This window comes from Nonomuraea sp. NPDC049709 (genome assembly GCF_040674815.1).
Lineage (GTDB): Bacteria > Actinomycetota > Actinomycetes > Streptosporangiales > Streptosporangiaceae > Nonomuraea.
Genome location: NZ_JBFANM010000020.1, coordinates 80,308 through 101,459, shown reverse-complemented (window position 1 = coordinate 101,459; position 21,152 = coordinate 80,308). Strand labels below are relative to the sequence as shown.

The window sequence follows — 21,152 nt, the reverse complement described above, 5'->3', positions numbered from 1 at the left end:
CGCCCTCCGGCTGCCAGGGGCCCCGGTGGTTGCCTCGTTCTCGCTCAACGGCACGAGACAACAGTCCGCGACGTCAGCGGACAACCACCTCGCTAGCCCGACTATGACTAACCATTATTCGGACCACCTCCTTTCCGCGTACCCAAGAAGCTATGCGCTTCTCCGCGAAACGGGCAAGTGAATATCAGCGAGCGGTCCGCCGGCCGCGTTCCGCGGTCCGCCCCGGCCCCGGGGACACCTCGCCTAGACTCAGGGCATGACGGAGACGCAGTGGCATGAGGAACTCCGCGCCAAGGGCTACCGGGTCACCCCGCAGCGCCAGCTCGTCCTGGAGGCGGTCAAGGCGCTGGAGCACGCCACCCCCGAGGAGATCTGCGTCAAGGTCCGCGAGACGGCCCGAGGGGTGAACATCTCGACCGTCTACCGGACGCTGGAGCTGCTCGAAGAGCTCGGCATGGTCACCCACACCCACCTCGGGCACGGGGCGCCGACCTACCACCTGGCCGCCGAGGCCGACCACGTGCACCTGGTGTGCCGGGGCTGCGACGAGGTGTTCGAGGTGCGGCCGGAGCTGGCCGAAGGGCTGGTGCGAGGGCTCGACGAGGAGCTGGGGTTCGTCGCCGACGTCCACCACCTCACCGTCTTCGGCCGGTGTCGCGACTGCCGCTAGTCCCGTCCCCCGCACGTACGACTTGAGCGCGGGCTCACCCTGCGGACCGCAGGGCCGGTGACCGCGTCCTTCGCGGGGTGGGAGCGGGTGCGGAGAGCCGGGCGGGTGCGGATAGCCTGGATGGCATGCGTAGCCCTCTGCTCGACCTCCCCGGCGCGGTCCAGGCGGACGCCCCGGACTCCGACGTAGCCGCGCACTATGGCGACCTGTTCGCCGAGCAGCGCGCGCTGGCCAAGGGAGAGGCGGTCGTCGATCGAAGCAACCGCGAGGTGGTCCGCATCTCCGGCGCGGACCGGCTGAAATGGCTCAACGACCTCACCTCGCAGAAGCTCGACACGCTGCAACCGGGCGGGTGGACCCAGACGCTCGACCTCGACCTCCAGGGCCGCGTGCAGCACCACCTGACGCTGGTCGACGACGGCGAGAGCGTGCTGGCCCACGTCGAGCCGGGCACCGCGCAGAGCCTGATCGACTATCTCGACCGCATGCGGTTCATGATGCGCGTGGAGGTGTCTCGCGTCGACGAGCTGGCCGTGCTCTCCACGGCCACGGAGGACTTCCTGGTGCCGCGCGCCGAGCTGGCCGAGCACCTGGGCAGGCCCCTGGCGGGGCTGTGGGCGTACGAAGCGCTGCGGATCGAGGCGCACCACCCCCGGCTCGGCTTCGAGACCGACCACAAGACGATCCCCCACGAGGTGGGCTGGATCGGCGCGGCCGTGCACCTCAGCAAGGGGTGCTACCGCGGGCAGGAGACGGTGGCCCGGGTGCACAACCTGGGGCATCCGCCGCGCCGCCTGGTGTTCCTGCACCTCGACGGCAGCGTGGACACGCTTCCCGTGCACGGCGATCCGGTGATCTTCGAGAGCCAGGAGGTCGGGGTGGTCGGCTCGGCGGCCCGGCACCACGAGCTCGGGCCGATCGCGCTGGCCGTGATCAAGCGTACGGTGCCGGTGGACGCGCCGCTGCTGGCCGGCGGGGTGGCCGCCGCGCAGGAGGTCGTCGTGCCCCCGGACGCCGGCCGCAACGTCAGCATCGACCCGTCGCTGCGCCGCCGCATCCGCTAGCGAAGCCGCCGCGTCCGTCGGCGAAGCCGCCCGCGTCCGTCAGGTGACACCGCGGCGACCGGTCACGCCGTCACACGTCCAGGACGAGCGTGATCGGGCCGTCGTTGACCAGCGACACCTTCATGTCGGCGCCGAAGACGCCCGTCTCGACGTGCGCCCCCAGGGCCCGCAGCTCCGCCACCACGGCCTCCACCAGCGGCTCGGCGACCGGGCCGGGGGCCGCCGCCTGCCAGGTGGGCCGGCGGCCCTTGCGCGCGTCGCCGTACAGGGTGAACTGGCTGATCACCAGGAGCGGCGCCGACACGTCGGAGCAGGACTTCTCGCCGTGCAGGATCCGCAGCCCCCACAGCTTCGCGGCCAGCTTGGCGGCCTCGGCGCGCGTGTCCGTGTGCGTGACCCCCACCAGGACCAGCAGGCCGGGCTCGGTGACGGCCCCGACCGTACGCCCCTCGACCTCGACCGACGCGGAACTGACTCTCTGTACGACTGCTCGCATGGGATCCCATTCTGGACCAGGTGAAACCGTCCATACACTCGTGTCGAAAGGGGATGTGAAATGTCGATGATTGTGGAAGTTGTCCGATCCGGGTTCGTGGAGTCCACGCATCAGGCTCGCCTGCTGACCGTGGACGCGGAGGGACGCCCGGTGGAGGCCAGGGGGGCGGTGCACGTCCCGGCCTCCCCACGGTCGTCGATGAAGCCGCTGCAGGCGCTCGGCATGCTGCGGGCCGGTTTGCGGCTGGAGGACGAGCTGCTCGCGCTGGCATGCGCCTCGCACTCCGGCGAGCCCTTCCACGTGGACGGTGTGCGGAAGATCCTGGCGGGCGCGGGGCTGGAGGAGTCGGCGCTGCTGTGCCCCGAGGACTACCCGTTCGACCGTTCGGTGACCGAGCGCGGGCGCGTGTACATGAACTGCTCCGGCAAGCACGCCGCCATGCTGGCCACCTGCGTGCTGAACGACTGGCCGCTGACCACGTACCTGGAGCCCGCGCACCCGCTCCAGCGCGCGATCCGCGAAACGGTGGAGGAGCTGACCGGGGAGCGGGTCGCCGCCTCCGGCGTGGACGGGTGCGGGGCTCCGCTGTTCTTCGTGTCCATGCTGGGGGTGACCAAGGCGTTCCGGGCGTTCCCGATGTCGTCGGAGGACTCGTACGAGCGCAAGATCTTCGACGCCATGCGCGCCCATCCCGAGTGGACCTCCGGCACCGACCGGCCCGAGGCCAAGCTCATGCGGGCGCTGCCGGGCCTGATGCTGAAGGCCGGAGCGGACGGGTTCGACGCTTTCGTGTTCGAGGACGGCCGCGCGGGCACCGTCAAGGTCGAGGACGGCTCCGCGCGCGCCCGCGTGCCCGTCACCGTGGCCGGGCTGCGCTCGCTGGGCCTGGACGCGCCCGAGCTGGCCGAGCTGGGCGCCCCCGCGGTGCTGGGCGGCGGGCGGCCCGTCGGCGAGCTGAGGATCCGCTAGAGGGTACGGAACTGGCGGGTGGCGGAGATGGCGCCGGAGGTCGTCGTGGTGAACGTACGCATCGACCCGGCGAACTTGGACAGGTCCCACTCCGCCGGCCCGTGATACCAGTACAGGTTGTCGGACTGGTGGCCGTTGCCCGTGACCGAGGCCACCACCCGCGACCAGTGCTCGACCCCGTCGAAGATCACGGCGTAGGGCAGGTAGCGGGAGAACAGCTCCACCCGGTGCTGCTCGGGCACGTCGCCCAGCTCCCCGGAGAACAGGTACTGGCGGAAGCCCATCGTGTGCGCCATCGCCGCCGAGCCCTTGGCGGTCTTGGCCGGCATGTACTGGCCGCCGACGGCCAGCGCGCCGCCCGCGATGACCACGGCCAGGCCGAGCAGCCCGTACGTGGTGAACCAGGCCAGCGCCACCGTGGCCAGCAGGCCCACGCCGATGAGCACCACGCCGATCGTGGTCCACCTGGTGCGCTCGGTGTCGGGCCGGCGGGCGAACCAGCCTTGCCTGACCACGTCGGCGTACAGCGCGTCGCGCACCTTGCCCAGGTGGGCCGCGAACGAGCCGGAGAGCTGGGACAGCAGCACCGCGTCCCGGCCGTCGAAGATGGCGTCGTAGAGGGCGTGCTCGTACGGCAGGAGCGCGTTGACGGGGGCGTTCGGCAGCCTGACGAGCATCCAGTCGGGGGCGTCGTACGTCTGCCGCGACTGCTCGTCGATCCGCAGGTAGCCGCGGACCGCGAGGTCCACGATGGTGGCGGTCACGTCGACCACGTCGGCCTGCTCGTCCACCAGCGTGCCGATCTGGCCCGGCCGCACCCCGTCGGGCGGGGCGAAGTGCCCGTTCTGCACCGGGTCCACCGCGCCGCTCTCGTGGCCGACGACCCTGGCGTCGCGGCCGCGCGTCCAGTAGAGCAGGGCGACCCCGCCGAGCAGCAGCACCAGCAGGCCGGCCAGGGCGCCGCCGGTGACGGTGTCGAGGGTGAACGCGGCGGCCAGGGAGAAGCGCTTCTCCAGGATGGGCTTGCCGCCGCTGGAGCCCTTCGGGTATCCGACGACCACGGTCAGGGCCTGGCCGGGGGCGATGTTCTCCTGCTCGAAGTCGGCCTGCGTGGCCGAGTGGTCCATGGAGGCCGAGGTGCAGCCGATGGCCGAGGTGAGCTCGCCGGCGAAGCAGGACAGGTTCTGCACCTGCCCCGGGCCCTCCACCTTGACCGTGGCCTTGGCCACCTGCTGGTTCCAGCCGTTCACCGCGAACCAGCGCAGCTCCTCGACGCCGCCCGAGGTCGTCACCGCGCCCTTGACGTCGTACTCGACGGTCTGGCCCGTCACGGTGAGCACGTCGCCCGCGAGGGTGCCGCCCTTGACGTTCGCGATCTGGTAGACGCGGTCGGTGGTGTCGTCGTGGCGCGTCCGGGTGATGAACGTCCGCTTGAGCTCTCCCGACGCCCCGCTGATCTTCTCGACCACGTGCAGGGTGCCGTCCTTGCCGAGGGTCATCGTCACCTCGTCGGTGATCCCGGCCTCCGCTGCCAGGGCGGCGGGGGCGGCGGTCAACGTCAGAGCGGTGGCCCCCAGGGCGGCCATCGTGAGCCTGATACCCGTCATGGCGGCAAATCGTAGCGGTTCGTACCTGTCAGTCCAGCGTGATGCTGTTCGCCGCCCGCTCCACGCTCTCCGGGGAGGCGCCCTGGCCCGGGTTCTCGTGGGCCAGCGCCTGGTTGGCGGCGACGAACGGGCGCATGCGCTCCTCGTACCGCTCGAAGGCCGCCGCCGGGTCCCTGTCGAGCTCCTCCGCCAGCACGTACGCCCCCACCATGGCCAGGCTCGTGCCCTGGCCCGACATCGGCGAGGCGCAGTAGCCCGCGTCGCCGACCAGCGCGACCCGCCCCTTCGTCCAGTGCTCCATCCTGACCTGGGCCATGGCGTCGAAATAGAAGTCGTCGGACTTCCACATCGCCTCCAGCAGCCGCGGCGCCTCATAGAGCACGGAGCAGCGCTCCTCGACGAGCCGCTTCTGCTGGTCGATGTCGCGATGGTCGTAGTCGATCACGCCGGACCTGAAGCCCAGGTTGACCCGCATCTCGCCGGCGTCGCGGTCGCTGAACAGCGCCCCGCCCGCCTCGCCCTCGTTGAACCAGGTCTGCCAGTGGTCCAGGCCGAGGAAGTTGTCGGCGGTGAAGATGGAGACGTACGTGCCGAGGTGGTGCAGGAACCGCGACTCCGGGCCGAAGGCCAGCCTGCGCACGTTGGAGTGCAGGCCGTCGGCGCCGATGACGTAGTCGTAGCGGCCCTGCCGCCCGCTCTCGAACGTGACCTCCCCGTCCTCGCCCAGGGTGGCGATCGAGTCGCCGTAGAGGTAGCGGGCGCCGCCGGAGGCGCGGACGAGGATGGCGTTCAGGTCGTCGCGCATGATCTCGACGTCCGGGCTGTCGAACCGCCCGCCGCTGATCGTCGCCTCCTCGTCGCGCATGAGCTCGTTGCCCGCGGTGTCCACCATGGACATGCCCCGCATGGTCGTCCGCAGCGCCCTGACCTCCTCCAGGATCCCCATCCGCGCCGCCACGGTCAGCGCGACGCCCCTGATGTCGATGGCCTGACCGCCCCTGCGGGGAGCCGGCGCCCGCTCGACCACCGTGACGTCGTGCCCGTTCCGCCCCAGCCAGTACGCCAGCACCGGACCGCCGACGCTCGCTCCGGAGACGAGAACCTTCATGATGTGCCCCTTGCCTGTTGACGTTGTACGCAAAATTGAATGTACGTAGTACATACAGCGGGTAGCAAGGGTATAGTGGGAGGATCTGTACTAGTACAGGAGGTTCGGATCCGGATGGACGGCACCCCGCCCCACGCCCGCATCGTCGCCGACATCAAGCGGCGCGTCGCCGACGGCAAGCTCCGACCCGGCGAACGGGTGCCCTCGACGCGGCAGCTCGCCAGGGACTGGAACGTCGCCCTGGCCACCGCCGCCAAGGCCCTCACGCTGCTGGCGCGGGAGGGCGTCGTGGTCGCCGAGCCCCGCGTGGGCACCGTCGTGGCCGAGGTCCGCGGCGCGAAGCCCAGGCCCGCGACCTCGGGCCATGACCTGACCCGCGCGCGCATCGTGCGCGCGGCCATCGAGATCGCCGACGCGGAGGGGTTGGCGGAGCTGACCATGCGCGGGCTGGCGGGCCGGCTCGGCGTGGCCACCATGTCCCTCTACCGGCACGTGGGCGGCAAGGACGACCTGGTCATGCTGATGGTGGAGGCGGTGATCGACGAGTTCGCGCTGCCGCCGGAGCCGCCGGAGGGCTGGCGGGCCAGGCTGGAGACGTCCGCCCGCCTGCAGTGGGCCGCCTACCGCGCCCACCCGTGGATGGCGCGGCTCGCCTCGATCACCCGGCCGCTGCCCTCGCCGTCACTGCTCAAGCACACCGAGTGGGTCATGCGGGCGCTGGAGGGCACCGGGCTCGACCCCGTGACCAAGATGCACGTGCACACCCTGCTCTACAGCTACGTGCAGGGCATCGCCGCCAACCTCGAGCTGGAGCAGCGGGCCCAGGCCGCCACCGGGATCACCGCCGACGAATGGATGAAGGGGCAGGAGGACGTCATGCGCCAGATCGCCGGGTCCCGCGACTATCCCGCCTTCGCCACGCTCATCGGGGAACTGGGCGACGACTTCGACCTCGACCTGGACCGCCTCTTCGAGTTCGGCCTGAGCCCCCTCCTCGACGGCCTCACCACCGTCATCGACCCCCACTGAGGCCTCAAGGGGCACGCGCCGCCCCTCCGGGACGCAGTCCGCCCGCCGTCCGCGCGGGCTCGCCGCGCTCCCCCTCAAGGGACGCCCGCCGCCTTCAGCGCCGCTCCGGGAGCGCGCTGAGACCCGCCAGGCCTCCGACCCCCTCCAGCGGACGCGGGCCGCCGCCACGAGCACTCCTCCGCCCCTCGGCCCTCGCCGGAAGCGCGGCAGGGACATCCCGCCCCCTGCCTCCCTCGAAGGGACCTCAGCCGGTCTCCCTCCAAGGTGCCTCAGCCGGGAGTGCGGCGGGAGACCTCCCGTGCCGGCCTTCCCCCGTAGGGGCCTCAGCCGGGAGTGCGGTGGGAGACCTCCCGTGCCGGCCTTCCCCCGTAGGGGCCTCAGCCGGGAGTGCGGTGGCGCCTGTCCCCTCTTCTCTTCCCCCAAGGGACCTCAGCCGGAGTGCGGTGGGAAAGGCCCGGCCGGGCTAGTCGGAGATCTGGATGCGCAGGCGCCGGAAACCGCGCCCCTTGCTCTCGATCTTGGCGACCTTGATGTGCCCGATCTGCTTCGTGGAGGCCACGTGCGTGCCCCCGTCCGCCTGGGTGTCCAGGCCGACGATGTCGACGATCCGCACGTCCTGCACGGTCTCCGGCACCAGGTTCGTGGCCGTGCGGATGATGTCGGGGATCGCGAACGCATCGGCCCGGGGCAGCACCCGCACGTCGATGCGCCGGTCGGCGACGATCTCGGCGTTGCAGGCGTCCTCCACGGCCTCCTTGAACCCGGCCGGCACCTCGGGCAGGTTGAAGTCCATGCGCGCACTGAGCTCGTCCATGTTGCCGCCCGTGACCAGGCAGCCGTAGTCCCTGAACACCACGCCGCACAACACGTGCAGGCCGGAGTGCGTACGCATGAGGGCCGAGCGCCGCGCGTCGGCCACCGCGCCCGTCACCACGGTGCCCACCGGCGGGATCGGGTCGCCTTCGGCCGGGATCAGGTAGAGATCGTCACCTTTGCGCACCCCCGCGATGCGGGTCTCCACACCCTGCCAGATCAGAACCCCGTGATCCGCCGGCTGGCCGCCCCCGCCCGGATAGAATGCCGACCTGCTCAGCACGATCCCCTCAGGCGTGGCATCGAGGACGACGGCCTCGAAGTCACGTAGATTCTGGTCCGACAGTTCCAGTCGCTGCGTGCGCCCGTGGAGGTCGTAGGTCATATCGGCAGCCTAGTGCCCGAGGTGGTCATGCGTGACCTGACGCGAGTCGCCCTGGTCATGACGATGCTGGTCGTGCCGGCGTGCAGCGGTGCGGAGGTTCCGCCCGCCCCGCCGCGCCCGGCCGCGAAGCCGAAGCCGGCGGCGCCGGTGATGATGTTCCTGGGTGACAGCTTCACCGTCGGCTCCGGGCCGGTGCCGCGGTGGCAGTCGTACGCGTCCCAGGCAGCCCGTCTCCTGGGCCGCCAGCCGATCATCGCGGGCGCGGGTGGCACGGGTTTCTGCAACGCCGGCCGGGCGGGGCGTACGTTCGAGCGCTCCTTCGAGGTGGAGCTGGCCTGGCGGCCGGCCCCCGACCTGCTGGTCATCTCGGGCGGCCACAACGACCGGCGCTGGAGGCCCGCCCACGTGCGCCGCGCCGCCGCGAACCTGCTGGCCGAGGTGCGCTCGCGCTGGCCGGGCACGAGGACCGTCATGGTCGGCCCGATCTGGCTGGAGGACGCGCCGCGAAAGGCGTACGCGGTGCGCGACGCCCTGGCGCGGGCGGCCAAGGCCGGCGGCGTGCCGTTCCTCGACCCCATGCGCAGGCGCTGGCCGCCGGAGGCGATCCTGCCCGACGGCGTGCATCCCACGCTCGCCGGGCACGAGAGCATCGCCGCCTGGCTGGCGGCCGAGCTGGGGTGACCTACCAGGGGCCGTAAGGCCCGCTGTTGCCCCGGCCGCCCATGCCCTTGACGGCGGGCTTCACGTCGACGATGTAGATGGTGGCCGCGATGACCGCCGCGATCGAGAACAGGCCGAGGCCGATGCCGATGAACTGGACGCCGCCGACGAGCATGAAGGCGTTGAGATAGCTCCACGCCCCGGCGCCGGAGAACAGCGTGGCCAGCCCCAGGATGAGCAGCCACAGGTTCTTCTGCAGCTTGCCCGCCGAGATGAACGCGTTGGCCGGCACCCGGAGCGCGTGCACGAGCGCGTAGATCGACATGCCCAAGATGGCTACGGCGAGCACCAGGAAGAGGAGGTTGAAGACCCCGTTGATCATACTCATGTTGTCGTCTCCGCCCAACGCCGCGATCCAAACGGCTTCAGCCTAATAGGCACCCCCGACATGCGGGCACCCCTGAACGGAAAGGCCCGCCTCCCGATGGGAGACGGGCCTCTGTCGAGGATCAGGCCTTGGCCCGGGGCGTGCGGGTCTTCTTGACGGGCTGGACGGGCTCGGCGACGGGCGGCTCGGCGGCCTCCGACACCTCTTCGAGCTCGAGCGCGGCCTCGCCGCTGGCCTTGCTGACGACCTTGCGGCCGCGCGTGGCGAAGTCCTCGTAGACCTCGGTGGCCTTGTGGGTGAGCTGGTCGGCGTACTCGCGGGCCTTCTCCGGGAACTCCCTGGCGATGCCCTCGGCCTTGTCGGCGTATTCGCGGGCCTTCACCGGCAGATCCTTGGCGAGGTCGTAGCGGCGCGACTGCAGCCTCTGCAGCTGCTCGGGCAACTCACGCAGTTTCTCGACCGCGTAGTCGCCGGCACCGGCCACGGCGTAGAACGGCTTGGACTCGGTGAGCTTCTTGACCTCGGTGGCGAGCGTCATGGGTTAACCTTCCTTGGTTTCCTGGGTGACGTTGCCGTTGCGTGAGGTCGCCGCAAAGGGCTCAAGAGCGGCGAGAAACTCCTCGGGCAGCGGCTCGTCGTCCGAATCGGAGTCGTGCCGGGGACGAGCGTTCTGGGAGGTCTGCTCGTCTTCGGCACGCTTCTCCTTGCGGAACGACTCATAAATGTCGATCAGCACTTGGCGTTGCCGTTCGCTGAGATGCGTGTCGGCTCTGATCGTGGTGATCACGTCGCTGGGCGGGTCGCGGTCCTCGATGAGGCCCGCCTGCACGTAGAGCGCCTGCGAGGAGATGCGCAGACCTTTGGCGATCTGGTTGAGGATCTCCGCGCTCGGCTTGCGCAGGCCGCGCTCGATCTGGCTCAGGTAGGGGTTGGAGACCCCGGCCGCCGCGGCGAGCTGGCGCAGCGAGATCTTCGCCTGCTGCCGCTGGTCGCGGATGTATTCACCGATCGAGCCGACTTTGGGTAGTGCCATATCTGTAGTCTGCCCCGTGGTGCTTGCAATTGCAAACGGGGTGGTTAACTGCAGCAAGCGTTAGAGCTGGAAAACCCACAGACATGGGGCAGCGGTGACCAAAGTCACAGACAGTGCGATGAATCCGTAACGCACCGACGCGGCCAGCTCGGGACCGGGCTTGATCAGGCGATCGACCCTGGCCATGACGTTGTGGGCGTGCACGCCGAGCATGCCGTGCGGGGTCGGCATGGCGCCCGCCGTACCGAACCTGAGCAGCGCCGTGGCCAGCCGGCGCGGCGAGCAGTAGCGGCGGGCCCGGTCGTCGGCGGCCATCTCGATCAGCAGCTCCACCTGGGCCTGCGCATCGGCCACCACCTTGGACCAGGGCAGCGCCCGGCGCAGCGCGGCGAAGGGCAGCAGCACCAGGTCGTGGCGCTCGCGTACGTGGGCGGCCTCGTGCGCCAGCACGGCCGCCAGCTCGTCCTCCGACAGCAGCTTGAGCGCGCCCTCGCTGACCACGACCTGCGAGCGCAGCCCCGGCACGCAGTAGGCGGCGGCGCTGGGGTGGGCCAGCACCCGTACGCCCGGCACGCCCGGGTCGTCGTGGGAGATCAGCGCGAGCAGCATGCGGTGCCGGCGGCGGGCCCGCAGCGCCTGCACGCCCGCGGTGAGCAGCACCGCGATCAGCACGGCCAGCGCGGTGAGACCCGCGATCAGGGCCAGCACGTGCAGCGGGTCCCACGCCTGCGCCGGGGTCTCGCCGTGCGCGAACGCGATCAGCCCGGGCAGCACCCCCACCCCGTACGGCTGCACGGCGTAGGCGAGCATCGCGCCCGTGGTGGCCAGGCCCCAGGACACGCCGAGGGACTGCCAGAGAATGATGGCCAGCCGGGGGGCGCGTGAGGTCCACCCGGCTCTGGTGAAACGCCAGGAGCCAACCGCGCACGCCGTGGCGAGCGCTGCCAGCGCCGCTGCCGTGATCACTCTTCCTCCAGCTCCGTAAGGGCTCTGCGCAGGATCTCCGCCTCCGTGCCCGACACGGCCTGGGCGAAGCGGGTCAGGGCGGCCGAGCGGTCGCCCGTCAGGTCCAAGGCTTCCAGCATAAGCTCGGCGATGTATGCGTCGCGGCTTTCCGCCGGCTGATACCTCCACGCGCGACCGTCGCGGGTGCGCTCGAGGAAGCCCTTACGGGTGAGGCGGTCGAGAACGGTCATGACCGTGGTGGGGGCGAGGTCGCGGTCGGCTATCAGCCGGCCGACCTCGCGGGCGGTCAGCGCGCTGCTCTCCGCCCAGAGGATGTCCATGATGCTGCGCTCAAGCTCGCCAAGACCCTTCACGCCCTTCAGGGTAGCTCTACAACGTGTCGAGCTGGCATCCGGGTTCGCCGATTTCGTGTCCGCGGGCGTGGCGGGCCGGGTCCGGCAAGGGCCGTGGCAGGCTCGGTGAGATGAAGCTCACGCTGGTCCGAGGGGACATCACCGAGCAGCGGGTGGACGCGGTCGTCAACGCCGCCAACTCCTCCCTCATGGGTGGCGGTGGCGTCGACGGCGCCATCCACCGCCGCGGTGGCCCCGAGATCCTGGAGGAGTGCCGGAAGCTGCGCGCCTCCCGCTACGGCAAGGGCCTGCCGACCGGTCAGGCCGTGGCCACCACGGCCGGGCGGCTGCCCGCCCGGTGGGTCATCCACACGGTGGGGCCGGTCCACTCCAGGTCGGAGGACCGCTCCGCGCTGCTGGCCTCCTGCTATCGGGAGTCGTTGCGGGTGGCCGACTCGCTGGGCGCCACGTCGGTGGCCTTTCCCGCGATCTCGACCGGCATCTTCGGCTGGCCCATGGACGACGCCGCCGTGATCGCCCTGGAGACGGTGCGGCAGGCGGACACGACGGTGGAGGACATCCGGTTCGTGCTGTTCGACGAGGACGCTTACGCCGTCTTCGAGGCGCGCCTCTGACGAGGCGCGCCGTCGAGGACGGGGTCAGGGCGCGCCTCTGAGGGGGAGGCGCGCCTCGGGGCGGGGGTCAGGGGGTCCAGGGCGGCGCGACGGCCCAGGTCACGTCCTGGTCATAGCTCGCGGAGGCGTCGAAGGCGTGCGAGCCGCCCGGCACCGCGATGTGGACCGCCTCGGCGTAGTGGCGGACGGCGTGGTTCGAGATGTTGGACGAGGCCAGCGTGACCCCGGTGCCCCCGGCCCTGGGCGGCTGGGCGCAGAACGTGGCGTCCTGGTCGAACAGGGCGGTCCCGTCGCGGGCGTCCTTGCGTACCCGGAAGTCGGCGTGCCGCAGGTAGTGGCCGGGGAAGTTGCGCGACTCGAAGGAGTAGCAGCTCCCGTCGGCCAGCCCCCGCCGCACGTAGAACGTGGCGTCCGCCTTGAGCGCGGCCGGACTGGCCGCCGTCACCACGTCGGTACGCGCCAGCGAGTCCTGGTGCCGCAGGTACCGGTCGGTGAAGCCCGGCGTGGTCACGCGCAGCGACTGGGCCGCCCCCACGGTCAGGTTCGCACCGCTGCGCCACCACGGAGCGGAGGGCAGCCAGGTGACGTCGGCGGCGAACGAGGTGGCGGTGTCCCAGGCGTTCGGGCCGCCGCTGCGCGCCACGTAGACGGCGTCGGCGTGGTGGCGCAGGAAGTGGCCCGGCAGGTTGAGCGACTCCAGCGACACGCCGGTCCCCGCCTGCGCCGCTCGGGCGCAGAACGTGGCGTCCTGGTCGTACAGGGCGGTCCCGTCGCGGGCGTCCTTGCGTACCCGGAAGTCGGCGTGCCGCAGGTAGTGGCCGGGGAAGTTGCGTGACTCGAAGGAGAAGCACGTGCCGTCGGCCAGCCCCGGGCGCACCCAGAACGTGGCGTCCTGCCGGAGCCCGTCCGCACTCGCGGCGTTCACCACGTCCGTGCGGGCCAGGCCGTCCTGGTGGCGCAGGAAGCGGTCGGTGTGGCCGGCGGTGGTGACGCGGAGCGAGACGAGGCCGCCCGCCGCCAGGCCGGTGGCGGACTGGATCACGGAGCGGTTCACGGCCCGTACGCGCTCGGCGTTCATCTTGAGCACCCGCCGGTCGTACGTCCACAGGCCGTTGACCTCGTTCTCGACGTCCGTGGGCTGGGTGTAGATGGAGGCCGACAGGCCGTTGTTCACGATCAGCGGCTTGAGCTGCTCGTTGACCGAGACGTACCGGTTGGTCAGGGCCGTGGCGTCGGCGGTCATCTCGTACGCGAAGCCGGTGCCCGGCCACTGGTGCCCGGGGCTGAGCAGGCCGAGGCCGCCGAACTCGCCGAGCACGGCCACCCTGGTCGCGCTGGGCCGCTGGGGCGAGCCGGGGCCGACGTAGATGTGGTCGTCCACCACGTCGCCGTTGCCGCCGTCGAAGCCGCAGCAGTTGGAGCCGGAGTTGTTGTTCACCAGGCGGCTCGGGTCCCAGCTCTTGACCAGGTCGGCGATGCGGGCCGGGTCGTACTCGCCCCAGCCCTCGTTGAACGGCACCCACTGCACGATCGAGGTGATCCCGCGCAGGTGGTCCACCATGCGGCGCAGCTCGCTCTCGAAGTTGGCGCGGTCGGCGGTCGAGGGGGCGGCGCCGGTGCGCATCGAGGGCATGTCCTGCCAGACCAGCAGGCCCAGCCGGTCGGCCCAGTAGTACCAGCGGGCGGGCTCGATCTTGACGTGCTTGCGCACGGTGTTGAAGCCGAGCGCCTTCTGCTGCTCCAGGTCGAAGCGCAGGGCGGCGTCGGTGGGGGCGGTGGAGATGCCGTCGGGCCAGTAGCCCTGGTCGAGCGTGCCCATCTGGAAGACGAACCGGCCGTTCAGCGTCGGGCGCAGGACACCGCCGACGACGGCCTTGCCCACCGACCTCATCCCGAAATATCCGGTCACGACGTCGCCGCCGCCGGTGCCGGTCAGCGTGACCCTGAGGTCGTACAGGAAGGGGTCGTCGGGCGTCCACAGCCGGGCGTTCGGCACCGGCACCCGCAGGTGCGCCCCGATCGCGCCGGTCGCCGTGCCGACGACGCTCCCGCCCGTCATGACCTCGGCCCGCACCTGCCGGCCGGACGCCCCGGCCGCCTGCACGACGAGGTCGAGCTGCCCGGCGGCCACGTCGGGCGTGGTGTCCAGGCGGGTGATGCTCGCGGCGTCGACCGGCTCCATCCACACGGTCTGCCAGATGCCGGAGTGGGCGGTGTAGAAGATCCCGCCGGGCGCGCGGCGCTGCTTGCCGATGGGCGCGCCGGTGGCGTCCACGGGGGCGTACACGCCGACGATGAGCTCGTTCGAGCCGGAGCGCAGGGCTCCGGTGATGTCGAGGCTGAACGGGTCGTACCCGCCGGTGTGGGTGCCGACCGAGGTGCCGTTCACCCACACCCGGGTCTCCCAGCTCACCGCGCCGAAGTTGAGCCGCACCCGGCGGCCCGACCAGCTGCCCGGCACGGTGAACGTCCTGCGGTACCACATGCGGTCCTCGTGCCGCTGGACGCGCGACAGGCCCGACTCGATCGGGTACGGCACCAGCACCTGCTCGGCGAGGTTCTGGCCGACGGGCGGGGTGGTGATGGAGCCGGTCCCGGCGAACTGCCACAGGCCGTTGAGGTTCTGCCATTCGGAGCGTACGAGCTGGGGCCGCGGATACTCCGGCAACGCGTTGTCCGGGGTCACCTCGGCGGTCCATGGGGTGGTGAGCGGGGGCGCGGCCAGCGCCTCCTGCACGGGTAAGGCGACGACTGCTCCTGAGAGGACCAGCACCGCGGTGAGGCGGCGGGCCCAGCCTGAGAATCTGCTCATCTCGGCTCCTTGACGAGGACCGGTGCTGACTCCCCCCGACAGGTTGCGACCGAACTTGAACGAGTTAGACCGCACCGTGACCATATACCGGAGATCACGTGTGCGAAATAGACCATTTGCCGGAGATCCGCGGCCGACTTACCGGGGAGCCACGGCCGACCACGGGAGCGTCAGCTCGCCCAGCCGCCACCGGGCGTCGCCCCCCAGCGGCGGGCCGGACGGCACGGGCCAGGACCCGGACAGGACGTGGATCGCGGCCAGCCACCGCTGCCGTCGCCCATGAGCCCCGTACGGGGCGCTGACCGCCCAGGCCCGGTCGAAGTCCCTCAGGAACGCATGAATCCGCTCACCCGGCACGTTCCGGTGGATGAGCGTCTTCGGCAGCCGGTCCGCCAGGTCCGAAGGCCGCTCGTAGGCATCGAACCGGGCGGAGAACGTGACCGTCCGGGGCCCGTCGGGCGAGAGCCCCACCCAGACCGCCCGCCGCCCGTTCTCGGACGACGTGCCCTCGACCAGGACACCGCCCGGGGCCAGACGGCCCCTGAGCGCGTCCCAGTAGCGCCACGCCTCGTCCTCCCCGTACTGCCGCAGCACGTTGAAGGCCCGCACCAGCGTCGGCGGGCGCGGGACCGGCAACTCGAAGCCGCCCAGCCGGAAGCTCAACCCCTCCCGCTCGTACGGCTTCGCCACCGCCACCCTGGCCGGGTCGATCTCGATCCCCACCACCTCGACGCCCGGGGCCACCCGGCGCAACCGGGTGAACAGCTCCAGCGTGGTGGTGTGCGAGGCGCCGTACCCGAGATCCACCACGAGGGGCCGGCCGGCCGAGCGCAGCAGCGGGCCGTGCACGGCCGCGATCCAGCGATCGCAGCGCCGCAGCCGGTTGTGCCCGGTCGTGCCCCGCGTGATCGTCCCGACCGGCTTAGCCACTTACGCGGTGCACCTTGTGCTGCGCGGCCTGGGCACGGGGGCGGATGACCAGCCGGTCGACGTTCACGTGGGCCGGGCGGGTCACGCACCAGGCGATCGCGTCGGCCACGTCGTCGGCGGTCAGCGGCCCCGGCACGCCGTCGTACACGCGGGCCGCGGCCGCCTCGTCGCCCCGGAACCGATTGACCGCGAACCCCTCTGTCTGCACCATCCCGGGCGCGATCTCGACGATCCGCACCGGCTGCCCGACCAGCTCCAGGCGGAGCGTCTCGGCCATCGTGCGCTGGGCGTGCTTGGCCGCGACGTAGCCGCCCCCGCCCTCGTACGCGCCCAGCGCCGCCGTCGACGTGAGCATCACCAGCACCCCGTCGCCCGACTCGACGAGTTTGGGGACCAGCGCCTGGGTCATGCGAAGGGACCCGAGCACATTCGTGTCGTACATCCGCTGCCAGTCATCCAGCCGCCCCTCCGCCACCGAATCCAGCCCGAGCGCGCCTCCCGCGTTGTTCACCAGCACGTCACAGCGCTCCAGCGCGGCGGCCAGCGCGTCCACCGACTCCTGAGAGGTCACATCCAACGTCACCGGCCTGATCGAGGGCACCTCCGCGGCCAGCTTCTCCAGGCGGTCGCGGCGCCGGGCGCCCGCCACCACGTCATAACCCTCGGCGGCGAGCCGACGCGCGGTCGCCTCCCCGATCCCGCTGCTCGCACCGGTCACCACAGCCGTTTTCCGCATGCCCTCATCCTGCCAGGAGGTGATTGGGGCGGCCCTGTACCCCCTCTTGTGACTGTCTGTCGGGAATGTCGAAAAAATCTGCATGGTTATAACCCGCTTGGAGGTGGTGTCGAGTGAGGCGACGACGGGTCAGCCGGGTCGCGACCATCAGCATGCACACATCGCCGCTGGACCAGCCCGGAACGGGCGACGCCGGCGGCATGAACGTGTACATCGTCGAGTCCGCCAAGCGGCTGGCTCAGCTCGGTGTGGAGGTGGAGATCTTCACCCGGGCCACCGCCCGTGACCTGCCACCCGTGGCCGAACTGGCCCCAGGGGTCCTCGTACGCCATCTCACCGCGGGCCCGTACGAGGAGATGGACCGCGGCGACCTCCCCGGCCAGCTGTGCGCGTTCCTGTCGGAGGTGCTGCGCACGGAGGCGATGTACGACCCTGGCCGTTACGACGTCATCCACTCCCACTACTGGCTGTCCGGCCAGGTCGGCTGGCTGGCCAAGGAACGCTGGGGCGTGCCCCTCGTCCACACCATGCACACCATGGCCAAGGTCAAGAACCTGCTGCTCGCCGAGGGCGACAAGCCGGAGCCCCAGGCCCGCGTGGTCGGCGAGGAACAGGTCGTCAACATCGCCGACCGCCTCGTCGCCAACACCGCCGACGAGGCTCGCGAGCTCATCGACCTGTACGGCGCCCCCGAGCAACGCGTCGCGGTCGTGAACCCCGGCGTCAACCTCAACCTCTTCCAGCCGGCTTCTCAGGGCGCCGCCCGGCACCGCCTCGGTCTCCCGCAGGACGCGCACGTCCTGCTCTTCGTCGGCCGCATCCAGCCGCTCAAGGCCCCGGACGTGCTGCTCCGCGCCGCCTCCAGGATGCTCATCGACGAGCCATCCCTGCGCGAGCGCCTGGTGGTCGCGTGCGTGGGCGGACCCTCGGGCAACGGCCTGGCCAGGCCCTCCCTCCTCACCGACCTGGCCGGCGAGCTGGGCATCTCCGACGTCGTCCGGCTCGTCCCCCCGGCTCCCCAGGAGGAACTGGCCGACTGGTACCGGGCCGCCTCGATCACGGTCGTCCCCTCGTACAGCGAGTCGTTCGGCCTGGTGGCGCTGGAGTCGCAGGCCTGCGGCACGCCGGTGGCGGCCGCGGCGGTCGGCGGGCTGCGCACGGCCGTCCGCGACGGGGTCTCGGGCCTGCTCGTCAACAGCCACGACCCGGCCGAGTGGGCGCAGGCGCTGTGCCGCTTCATCAAGGCGCCGCTCTGGCGCGACCAGCTCTCGGAGGGCGCCCGCGCGCACGCCGCCGCGTTCGGCTGGCAGGCCACGGCCTCGCGACTGGTGGAGGTGTACGCCGGCGCCGTCGCGAATCTGCACAAGGTCCCCGTGGCCGTACCGACCTTCTGACCGTACTTTGTTCTGGGGGCTTCTATTGTGGACGGCATGCGCGATGTCGTCGAAGCCGCGCTCAAGGCCGCGGACGTCACCTACGACGAGCCGCGGCCCGGAGCGTTCCTGGCCAAACTCCCCGGACAGCACAAGCTCGCCACCATGACCTGGCTGATCGTGGGGGAGCGGGTGCTGCACGTCGAGGCGTTCTTCTGCCGCCAGCCCGACGAGAACCACGCCGAGTTCTACCGCTGGCTGCTGGGCAAGAACGGCTCGATGTACGGGGTGCACTTCTCGCTCGACCCGGTGGGCGACGTCTACCTGGTCGGCCGGATACCGCTCACGGCCGTCACGGGGGAAGAGGTGGACCGGCTGCTCGGGTGCGTGCTGACGTACTCGGACGACTGGTTCGACCGGGCGCTGGAGCTGGGCTTCGCCTCCTCGATCAGGCGTGAATGGGAGTGGCGGGCCAAGCGCGGCGAGTCCCTGGCGAACCTCCAGGCCTTCGCCCGCTTCGCCGACCCGGACAGGTGAGCCCCGCGTGGCCCGGCCATAGGATTGGCCGCATGGCGACTTTGGTGCTGCTTAGGCACGGCGAGAGTGACTGGAACGCGAAGGGCCTGTTCACCGGTTGGGTGGACGTGAGCCTCTCCGCCAAGGGCGAGGACGAGGCCCGCCGCGGCGGCAAGCTCCTCCAGGAAGCCGGACTGCGCCCGGACGTCCTCCACACCAGCCTCTTGACCAGGGCCATCCAGACGGCTCAGCTGGCGCTGGCGGAGGCCGACCTGCTCTGGCTCCCGGTGAAGCGCAGCTGGCGCCTCAACGAGCGCCACTACGGCGCCCTGCAGGGCAAGAACAAGGCGCAGACCAGGGAGGAGTTCGGCGAGGAGCAGTTCATGCTGTGGCGCCGCTCCTACGACGTGCCCCCGCCCCCCATCGCGGACGACGACGAATACTCCCAGGCCGGTGACCGCCGCTACGCCCTCCTCCCCTCGGAGCTCATGCCCCGCACGGAGTGCCTGAAGGACGTGGTCGACCGCATGCTCCCGTACTGGTACGACGAGATCGTCCCCGACCTGGCAGCCGGCCGCACGGTCCTGGTGGCGGCCCACGGCAACTCCCTGCGGGCCCTGGTGAAGCACCTGGACGGGATCAGCGACGAGGAGATCGCGGGGCTGAACATCCCTACGGGGATCCCGCTGGTGTACGAGCTCGACGCGGACTACCGGCCGACGGTCCGCGGCGGCCGGTACCTGGACCCGGAGGCCGCCAAGTCCGCCATCGAGGCCGTCGCCAACCAGGGCCGCTGACCACCCGGGGGGCCTCCCGGCCCCGGCCGCGCGGCTTCAGGGAACCGGCACTTCCCCAACCGCGACGAGCGACCGCGGGGCCGATCATCGCGCAGCCGCTTGAGCTGGGCGAAGGCTTCCCTTCGCCCAGCCCGGTAACCGGTCTGCCCGCAGACGATGCTAGGCCCGCCACGAAGGGCTTCTCGCAAGTTCAGCGATTGCGGGGCCGCTATGCACCGGTTAATTCTTGGTTGGCGGCCAGATTTCCCATTGCGGAGGCGGGTCGCTCTCTGCGGTGAACCGCTTGGCTCTGTCCACGCAATCGGGGCAGACCGGCTCATCGGCGGATCTGGCCACGGATTCGGGCGTGGCCGGACGTAGGGTGCCGAAGAACGTGATCCCCGGCGGGAGGCCGGTCTCGCGATCGATCAGGAAGGTCATGACCTCCTTGGGGTCGTAGCTGAAGGTGCGCTTGCACGCATAGCACCGGCCCGTCGTCCTCGCGTCATCGTCCGCCATCAGCCCTCCCGGCAGTCACCGTACAGCTCCAGCATCGCCCATCCCCGATCGATGCCCAAGACGCCGGACACCGTCGCCCGCCAGTCGCCCGTCAGCCCGCCCGCCGCCAGGTTCACCGCGCGACGCGGAAGAACTCGCGCAGGTCGCCGACGAGCAGGTCGGGTGCCTCCATCGCCGGGAAGTGGCCACCCCGGTCGAACTCCGACCAGTGCTCGACGGTGTTCGCCGGGTCGGCGAGGGCACGGATCGTCAGATCCGCCGCGAACACCGCGATCCCCTGCGGCGGTGCCGGCGCGGACGGCCACCCGGCCTGATCGTCGCCGGACTGGCCGGAGGCGATCTCACGGTAGGCGCGCATTCCCTCGTAGACGATGTCGGCCGAGGACGCGCCGGAGCCGGTGAACCAGTACAGGCTCACGTTGGTGAGCAACCGGTCGCGGCCCACCGCGTCCTCGGGCAGCTCGGCGGCAGGATCGGTCCACTCCTTGAACTTCTCCGCGATCCACGCCAACTGTCCGATCGGCGAGTCGGTCAGCGAGTAGGCCAGGGTCTGCGGGCGGGTGGACTGCAGGTGCAGGTAGCCGAGGCCATCTTGGCGGGCGGCATTGAACCGCTCGGCGCGCGTCCGGTCCGCGGCGGACAGGCCGTCCAGATCGACGGGCGGGCCCAACGGGTACGGCGACGGACCGTTGATGTGGGTGGCGACCACGTGGCCGGGGGCGGCCATGGGCAGCAGCATGGTCACGCCACCCCCGACATCGCCTCCTTGCGCGGCGAATCGCCGGTAGCCGAGCCGGCTCATCAGCTCCCCGAACGCGGCGGCCACCCGGAACAGGTTGCCCCAGCCCGGTTCCCGCACCGGGTTGGAGAACCCGAAACCGGGCAGCGACGGGATCACGACGTGGAACGCGTCCGCCGGGTCACCCCCGTGCGCGCGGGGATCGGTCAGCGGCCCGATCACGTCCAGGAAGTCCACGAACGAGCCTGGCCAGCCGTGGCAGAGGATCAGCGGCAGCGCATCCGGCTCGGGTGAGCGGACGTGCAGGAAGTGGATGTCCTGGCCGTCGATCGTGGTCACGAACTGCGGGTGCTCGTTCAGCGTCTTCTCCTGCGCGCGCCAGTCGAAGCCGTTCGCCCAGTAGGCCGCCAACTCCTTGAGGTAGTCCACGGGAACGCCGCGCTCCCAACCAGTTCCGCGGATCTGCCGGGGCCAGCGGGTACGGGTGAGGCGATCGCGCAGATCGTCCAGTTCGCCCTGCGGGATGTCGACGCGGAACGGGCGGATGTCGGTGTTGTTGTCCATACCGGGAAACATAGGAGCGATACAGGAACCTT

General features: G+C 71.0%; 23 protein-coding genes. 9 read left to right on the top strand and 14 right to left on the bottom strand.

The genetic code is table 11. The features are described from left to right. Nucleotides 1-256: 256 nt before the first annotated feature. A complete protein-coding gene (locus AB0J69_RS21715) occupies nucleotides 257-670 on the top strand; it encodes a Fur family transcriptional regulator (RefSeq protein WP_364119802.1) in 414 nt (137 codons plus the stop codon). A 125-nt stretch (nucleotides 671-795) separates the two neighbouring features. Beyond that, the gene (locus tag AB0J69_RS21710) at nucleotides 796-1,734 is read left to right on the top strand and encodes a folate-binding protein (RefSeq protein WP_364119800.1); all 939 of its coding nucleotides are present in this window, start codon (nucleotides 796-798) and stop codon (nucleotides 1,732-1,734) included. 70 nt (nucleotides 1,735-1,804) lie between these two features. On the opposite strand, the gene dtd is transcribed toward AB0J69_RS21710, so the two are convergent. Further along, on the bottom strand, nucleotides 1,805-2,230 hold the full coding sequence (gene dtd / locus AB0J69_RS21705) for a D-aminoacyl-tRNA deacylase (protein ID WP_364119797.1): 426 nt from the start codon (nucleotides 2,228-2,230) through the stop codon (nucleotides 1,805-1,807). A gap of 60 nt (nucleotides 2,231-2,290) precedes the next feature. Here dtd and AB0J69_RS21700 point away from each other — a divergent pair, with 60 nt between their 5' ends. After that, a complete protein-coding gene (locus AB0J69_RS21700; protein WP_364119794.1) occupies nucleotides 2,291-3,199 on the top strand; it encodes an asparaginase in 909 nt (302 codons plus the stop codon). On the opposite strand, the gene AB0J69_RS21695 is transcribed toward AB0J69_RS21700, so the two are convergent. After that, on the bottom strand, nucleotides 3,196-4,806 hold the full coding sequence (locus AB0J69_RS21695; protein WP_364119791.1) for a DUF2207 domain-containing protein: 1,611 nt from the start codon (nucleotides 4,804-4,806) through the stop codon (nucleotides 3,196-3,198). The genes AB0J69_RS21700 and AB0J69_RS21695 overlap by 4 nt on opposite strands. Before the next feature lie 28 nt (nucleotides 4,807-4,834). Further along, a complete protein-coding gene (locus tag AB0J69_RS21690; protein WP_364119788.1) occupies nucleotides 4,835-5,914 on the bottom strand; it encodes an FAD-dependent monooxygenase in 1,080 nt (359 codons plus the stop codon). Between the two features lie 114 nt (nucleotides 5,915-6,028). Between AB0J69_RS21690 and AB0J69_RS21685 the strand changes: the two genes are divergently transcribed. Beyond that, a complete protein-coding gene (locus AB0J69_RS21685; protein ID WP_364119785.1) occupies nucleotides 6,029-6,943 on the top strand; it encodes a TetR/AcrR family transcriptional regulator C-terminal domain-containing protein in 915 nt (304 codons plus the stop codon). Nucleotides 6,944-7,406: 463 nt separating this feature from the next. Here AB0J69_RS21685 and AB0J69_RS21680 read toward each other — a convergent pair whose 3' ends face one another. Next, complete coding sequence (locus AB0J69_RS21680) at nucleotides 7,407-8,141, bottom strand: alanyl-tRNA editing protein (protein ID WP_364119782.1); 735 nt, start codon at nucleotides 8,139-8,141, stop codon at nucleotides 7,407-7,409. Nucleotides 8,142-8,168: 27 nt separating this feature from the next. On the opposite strand from AB0J69_RS21680, the gene AB0J69_RS21675 reads away from it, so the two are divergent. Beyond that, complete coding sequence (locus AB0J69_RS21675) at nucleotides 8,169-8,822, top strand: SGNH/GDSL hydrolase family protein (protein WP_364119780.1); 654 nt, start codon at nucleotides 8,169-8,171, stop codon at nucleotides 8,820-8,822. A 1-nt stretch (nucleotide 8,823) separates the two neighbouring features. Here the strand turns inward: AB0J69_RS21675 and AB0J69_RS21670 are convergent, their stop codons facing one another. From AB0J69_RS21670 to AB0J69_RS21650, 5 genes are all read right to left on the bottom strand, one after another. Then, on the bottom strand, nucleotides 8,824-9,189 hold the full coding sequence (locus AB0J69_RS21670) for a DUF2516 family protein (protein ID WP_364119777.1): 366 nt from the start codon (nucleotides 9,187-9,189) through the stop codon (nucleotides 8,824-8,826). A 121-nt stretch (nucleotides 9,190-9,310) separates the two neighbouring features. Next, nucleotides 9,311-9,727: a hypothetical protein gene (locus tag AB0J69_RS21665; protein WP_364119774.1), complete on the bottom strand. Its 417-nt coding sequence runs from the start codon at nucleotides 9,725-9,727 to the stop codon at nucleotides 9,311-9,313. A gap of 3 nt (nucleotides 9,728-9,730) precedes the next feature. Beyond that, entirely contained in the window at nucleotides 9,731-10,222 is a 492-nt protein-coding gene (locus tag AB0J69_RS21660; RefSeq protein WP_364119771.1) for a helix-turn-helix transcriptional regulator, read from the bottom strand. Nucleotides 10,223-10,282: 60 nt separating this feature from the next. Further along, nucleotides 10,283-11,188, bottom strand: coding sequence for a M56 family metallopeptidase (locus AB0J69_RS21655; protein ID WP_364119768.1), 906 nt, complete (start codon nucleotides 11,186-11,188; stop codon nucleotides 10,283-10,285). After that, a complete protein-coding gene (locus AB0J69_RS21650; RefSeq protein WP_364119766.1) occupies nucleotides 11,185-11,541 on the bottom strand; it encodes a BlaI/MecI/CopY family transcriptional regulator in 357 nt (118 codons plus the stop codon). Before AB0J69_RS21650 ends, AB0J69_RS21655 begins: the two co-directional genes overlap by 4 nt. Nucleotides 11,542-11,651: 110 nt before the next feature. On the opposite strand from AB0J69_RS21650, the gene AB0J69_RS21645 reads away from it, so the two are divergent. Further along, on the top strand, nucleotides 11,652-12,155 hold the full coding sequence (locus AB0J69_RS21645) for an O-acetyl-ADP-ribose deacetylase (RefSeq protein ID WP_364119763.1): 504 nt from the start codon (nucleotides 11,652-11,654) through the stop codon (nucleotides 12,153-12,155). A 67-nt stretch (nucleotides 12,156-12,222) separates the two neighbouring features. On the opposite strand, the gene AB0J69_RS21640 is transcribed toward AB0J69_RS21645, so the two are convergent. The 3 genes from AB0J69_RS21640 to AB0J69_RS21630 all read right to left on the bottom strand — a co-directional run bounded on the left by AB0J69_RS21640 (nucleotide 12,223) and on the right by AB0J69_RS21630 (nucleotide 16,633). Further along, the gene (locus AB0J69_RS21640; RefSeq protein ID WP_364119760.1) at nucleotides 12,223-14,967 is read right to left on the bottom strand and encodes an AbfB domain-containing protein; all 2,745 of its coding nucleotides are present in this window, start codon (nucleotides 14,965-14,967) and stop codon (nucleotides 12,223-12,225) included. Between the two features lie 138 nt (nucleotides 14,968-15,105). Further along, on the bottom strand, nucleotides 15,106-15,897 hold the full coding sequence (locus tag AB0J69_RS21635) for a class I SAM-dependent methyltransferase (RefSeq protein WP_364119757.1): 792 nt from the start codon (nucleotides 15,895-15,897) through the stop codon (nucleotides 15,106-15,108). Further along, nucleotides 15,890-16,633: an SDR family NAD(P)-dependent oxidoreductase gene (locus AB0J69_RS21630; RefSeq protein WP_364119754.1), complete on the bottom strand. Its 744-nt coding sequence runs from the start codon at nucleotides 16,631-16,633 to the stop codon at nucleotides 15,890-15,892. Before AB0J69_RS21630 ends, AB0J69_RS21635 begins: the two co-directional genes overlap by 8 nt. Nucleotides 16,634-16,785: 152 nt before the next feature. On the opposite strand from AB0J69_RS21630, the gene mshA reads away from it, so the two are divergent. The 3 genes from mshA to AB0J69_RS21615 are packed head-to-tail and all read left to right on the top strand — an operon-like array spanning nucleotide 16,786 to nucleotide 19,319. Next, the gene (gene mshA, locus AB0J69_RS21625; RefSeq protein ID WP_364120007.1) at nucleotides 16,786-18,027 is read left to right on the top strand and encodes a D-inositol-3-phosphate glycosyltransferase; all 1,242 of its coding nucleotides are present in this window, start codon (nucleotides 16,786-16,788) and stop codon (nucleotides 18,025-18,027) included. A gap of 36 nt (nucleotides 18,028-18,063) precedes the next feature. After that, nucleotides 18,064-18,543: a YbjN domain-containing protein gene (locus AB0J69_RS21620; RefSeq protein WP_364119751.1), complete on the top strand. Its 480-nt coding sequence runs from the start codon at nucleotides 18,064-18,066 to the stop codon at nucleotides 18,541-18,543. Nucleotides 18,544-18,575: 32 nt separating this feature from the next. Next, a complete protein-coding gene (locus tag AB0J69_RS21615) occupies nucleotides 18,576-19,319 on the top strand; it encodes a phosphoglyceromutase (RefSeq protein WP_364119748.1) in 744 nt (247 codons plus the stop codon). A 219-nt stretch (nucleotides 19,320-19,538) separates the two neighbouring features. On the opposite strand, the gene AB0J69_RS21610 is transcribed toward AB0J69_RS21615, so the two are convergent. Both AB0J69_RS21610 and AB0J69_RS21605 read right to left on the bottom strand, forming a co-directional pair. After that, on the bottom strand, nucleotides 19,539-19,817 hold the full coding sequence (locus AB0J69_RS21610; RefSeq protein WP_364119747.1) for a hypothetical protein: 279 nt from the start codon (nucleotides 19,815-19,817) through the stop codon (nucleotides 19,539-19,541). Nucleotides 19,818-19,929: 112 nt separating this feature from the next. After that, nucleotides 19,930-21,120, bottom strand: a complete 1,191-nt coding sequence (locus AB0J69_RS21605; RefSeq protein ID WP_364119746.1) for an epoxide hydrolase family protein — start codon at nucleotides 21,118-21,120, stop codon at nucleotides 19,930-19,932. Nucleotides 21,121-21,152: the final 32 nt, after the last annotated feature.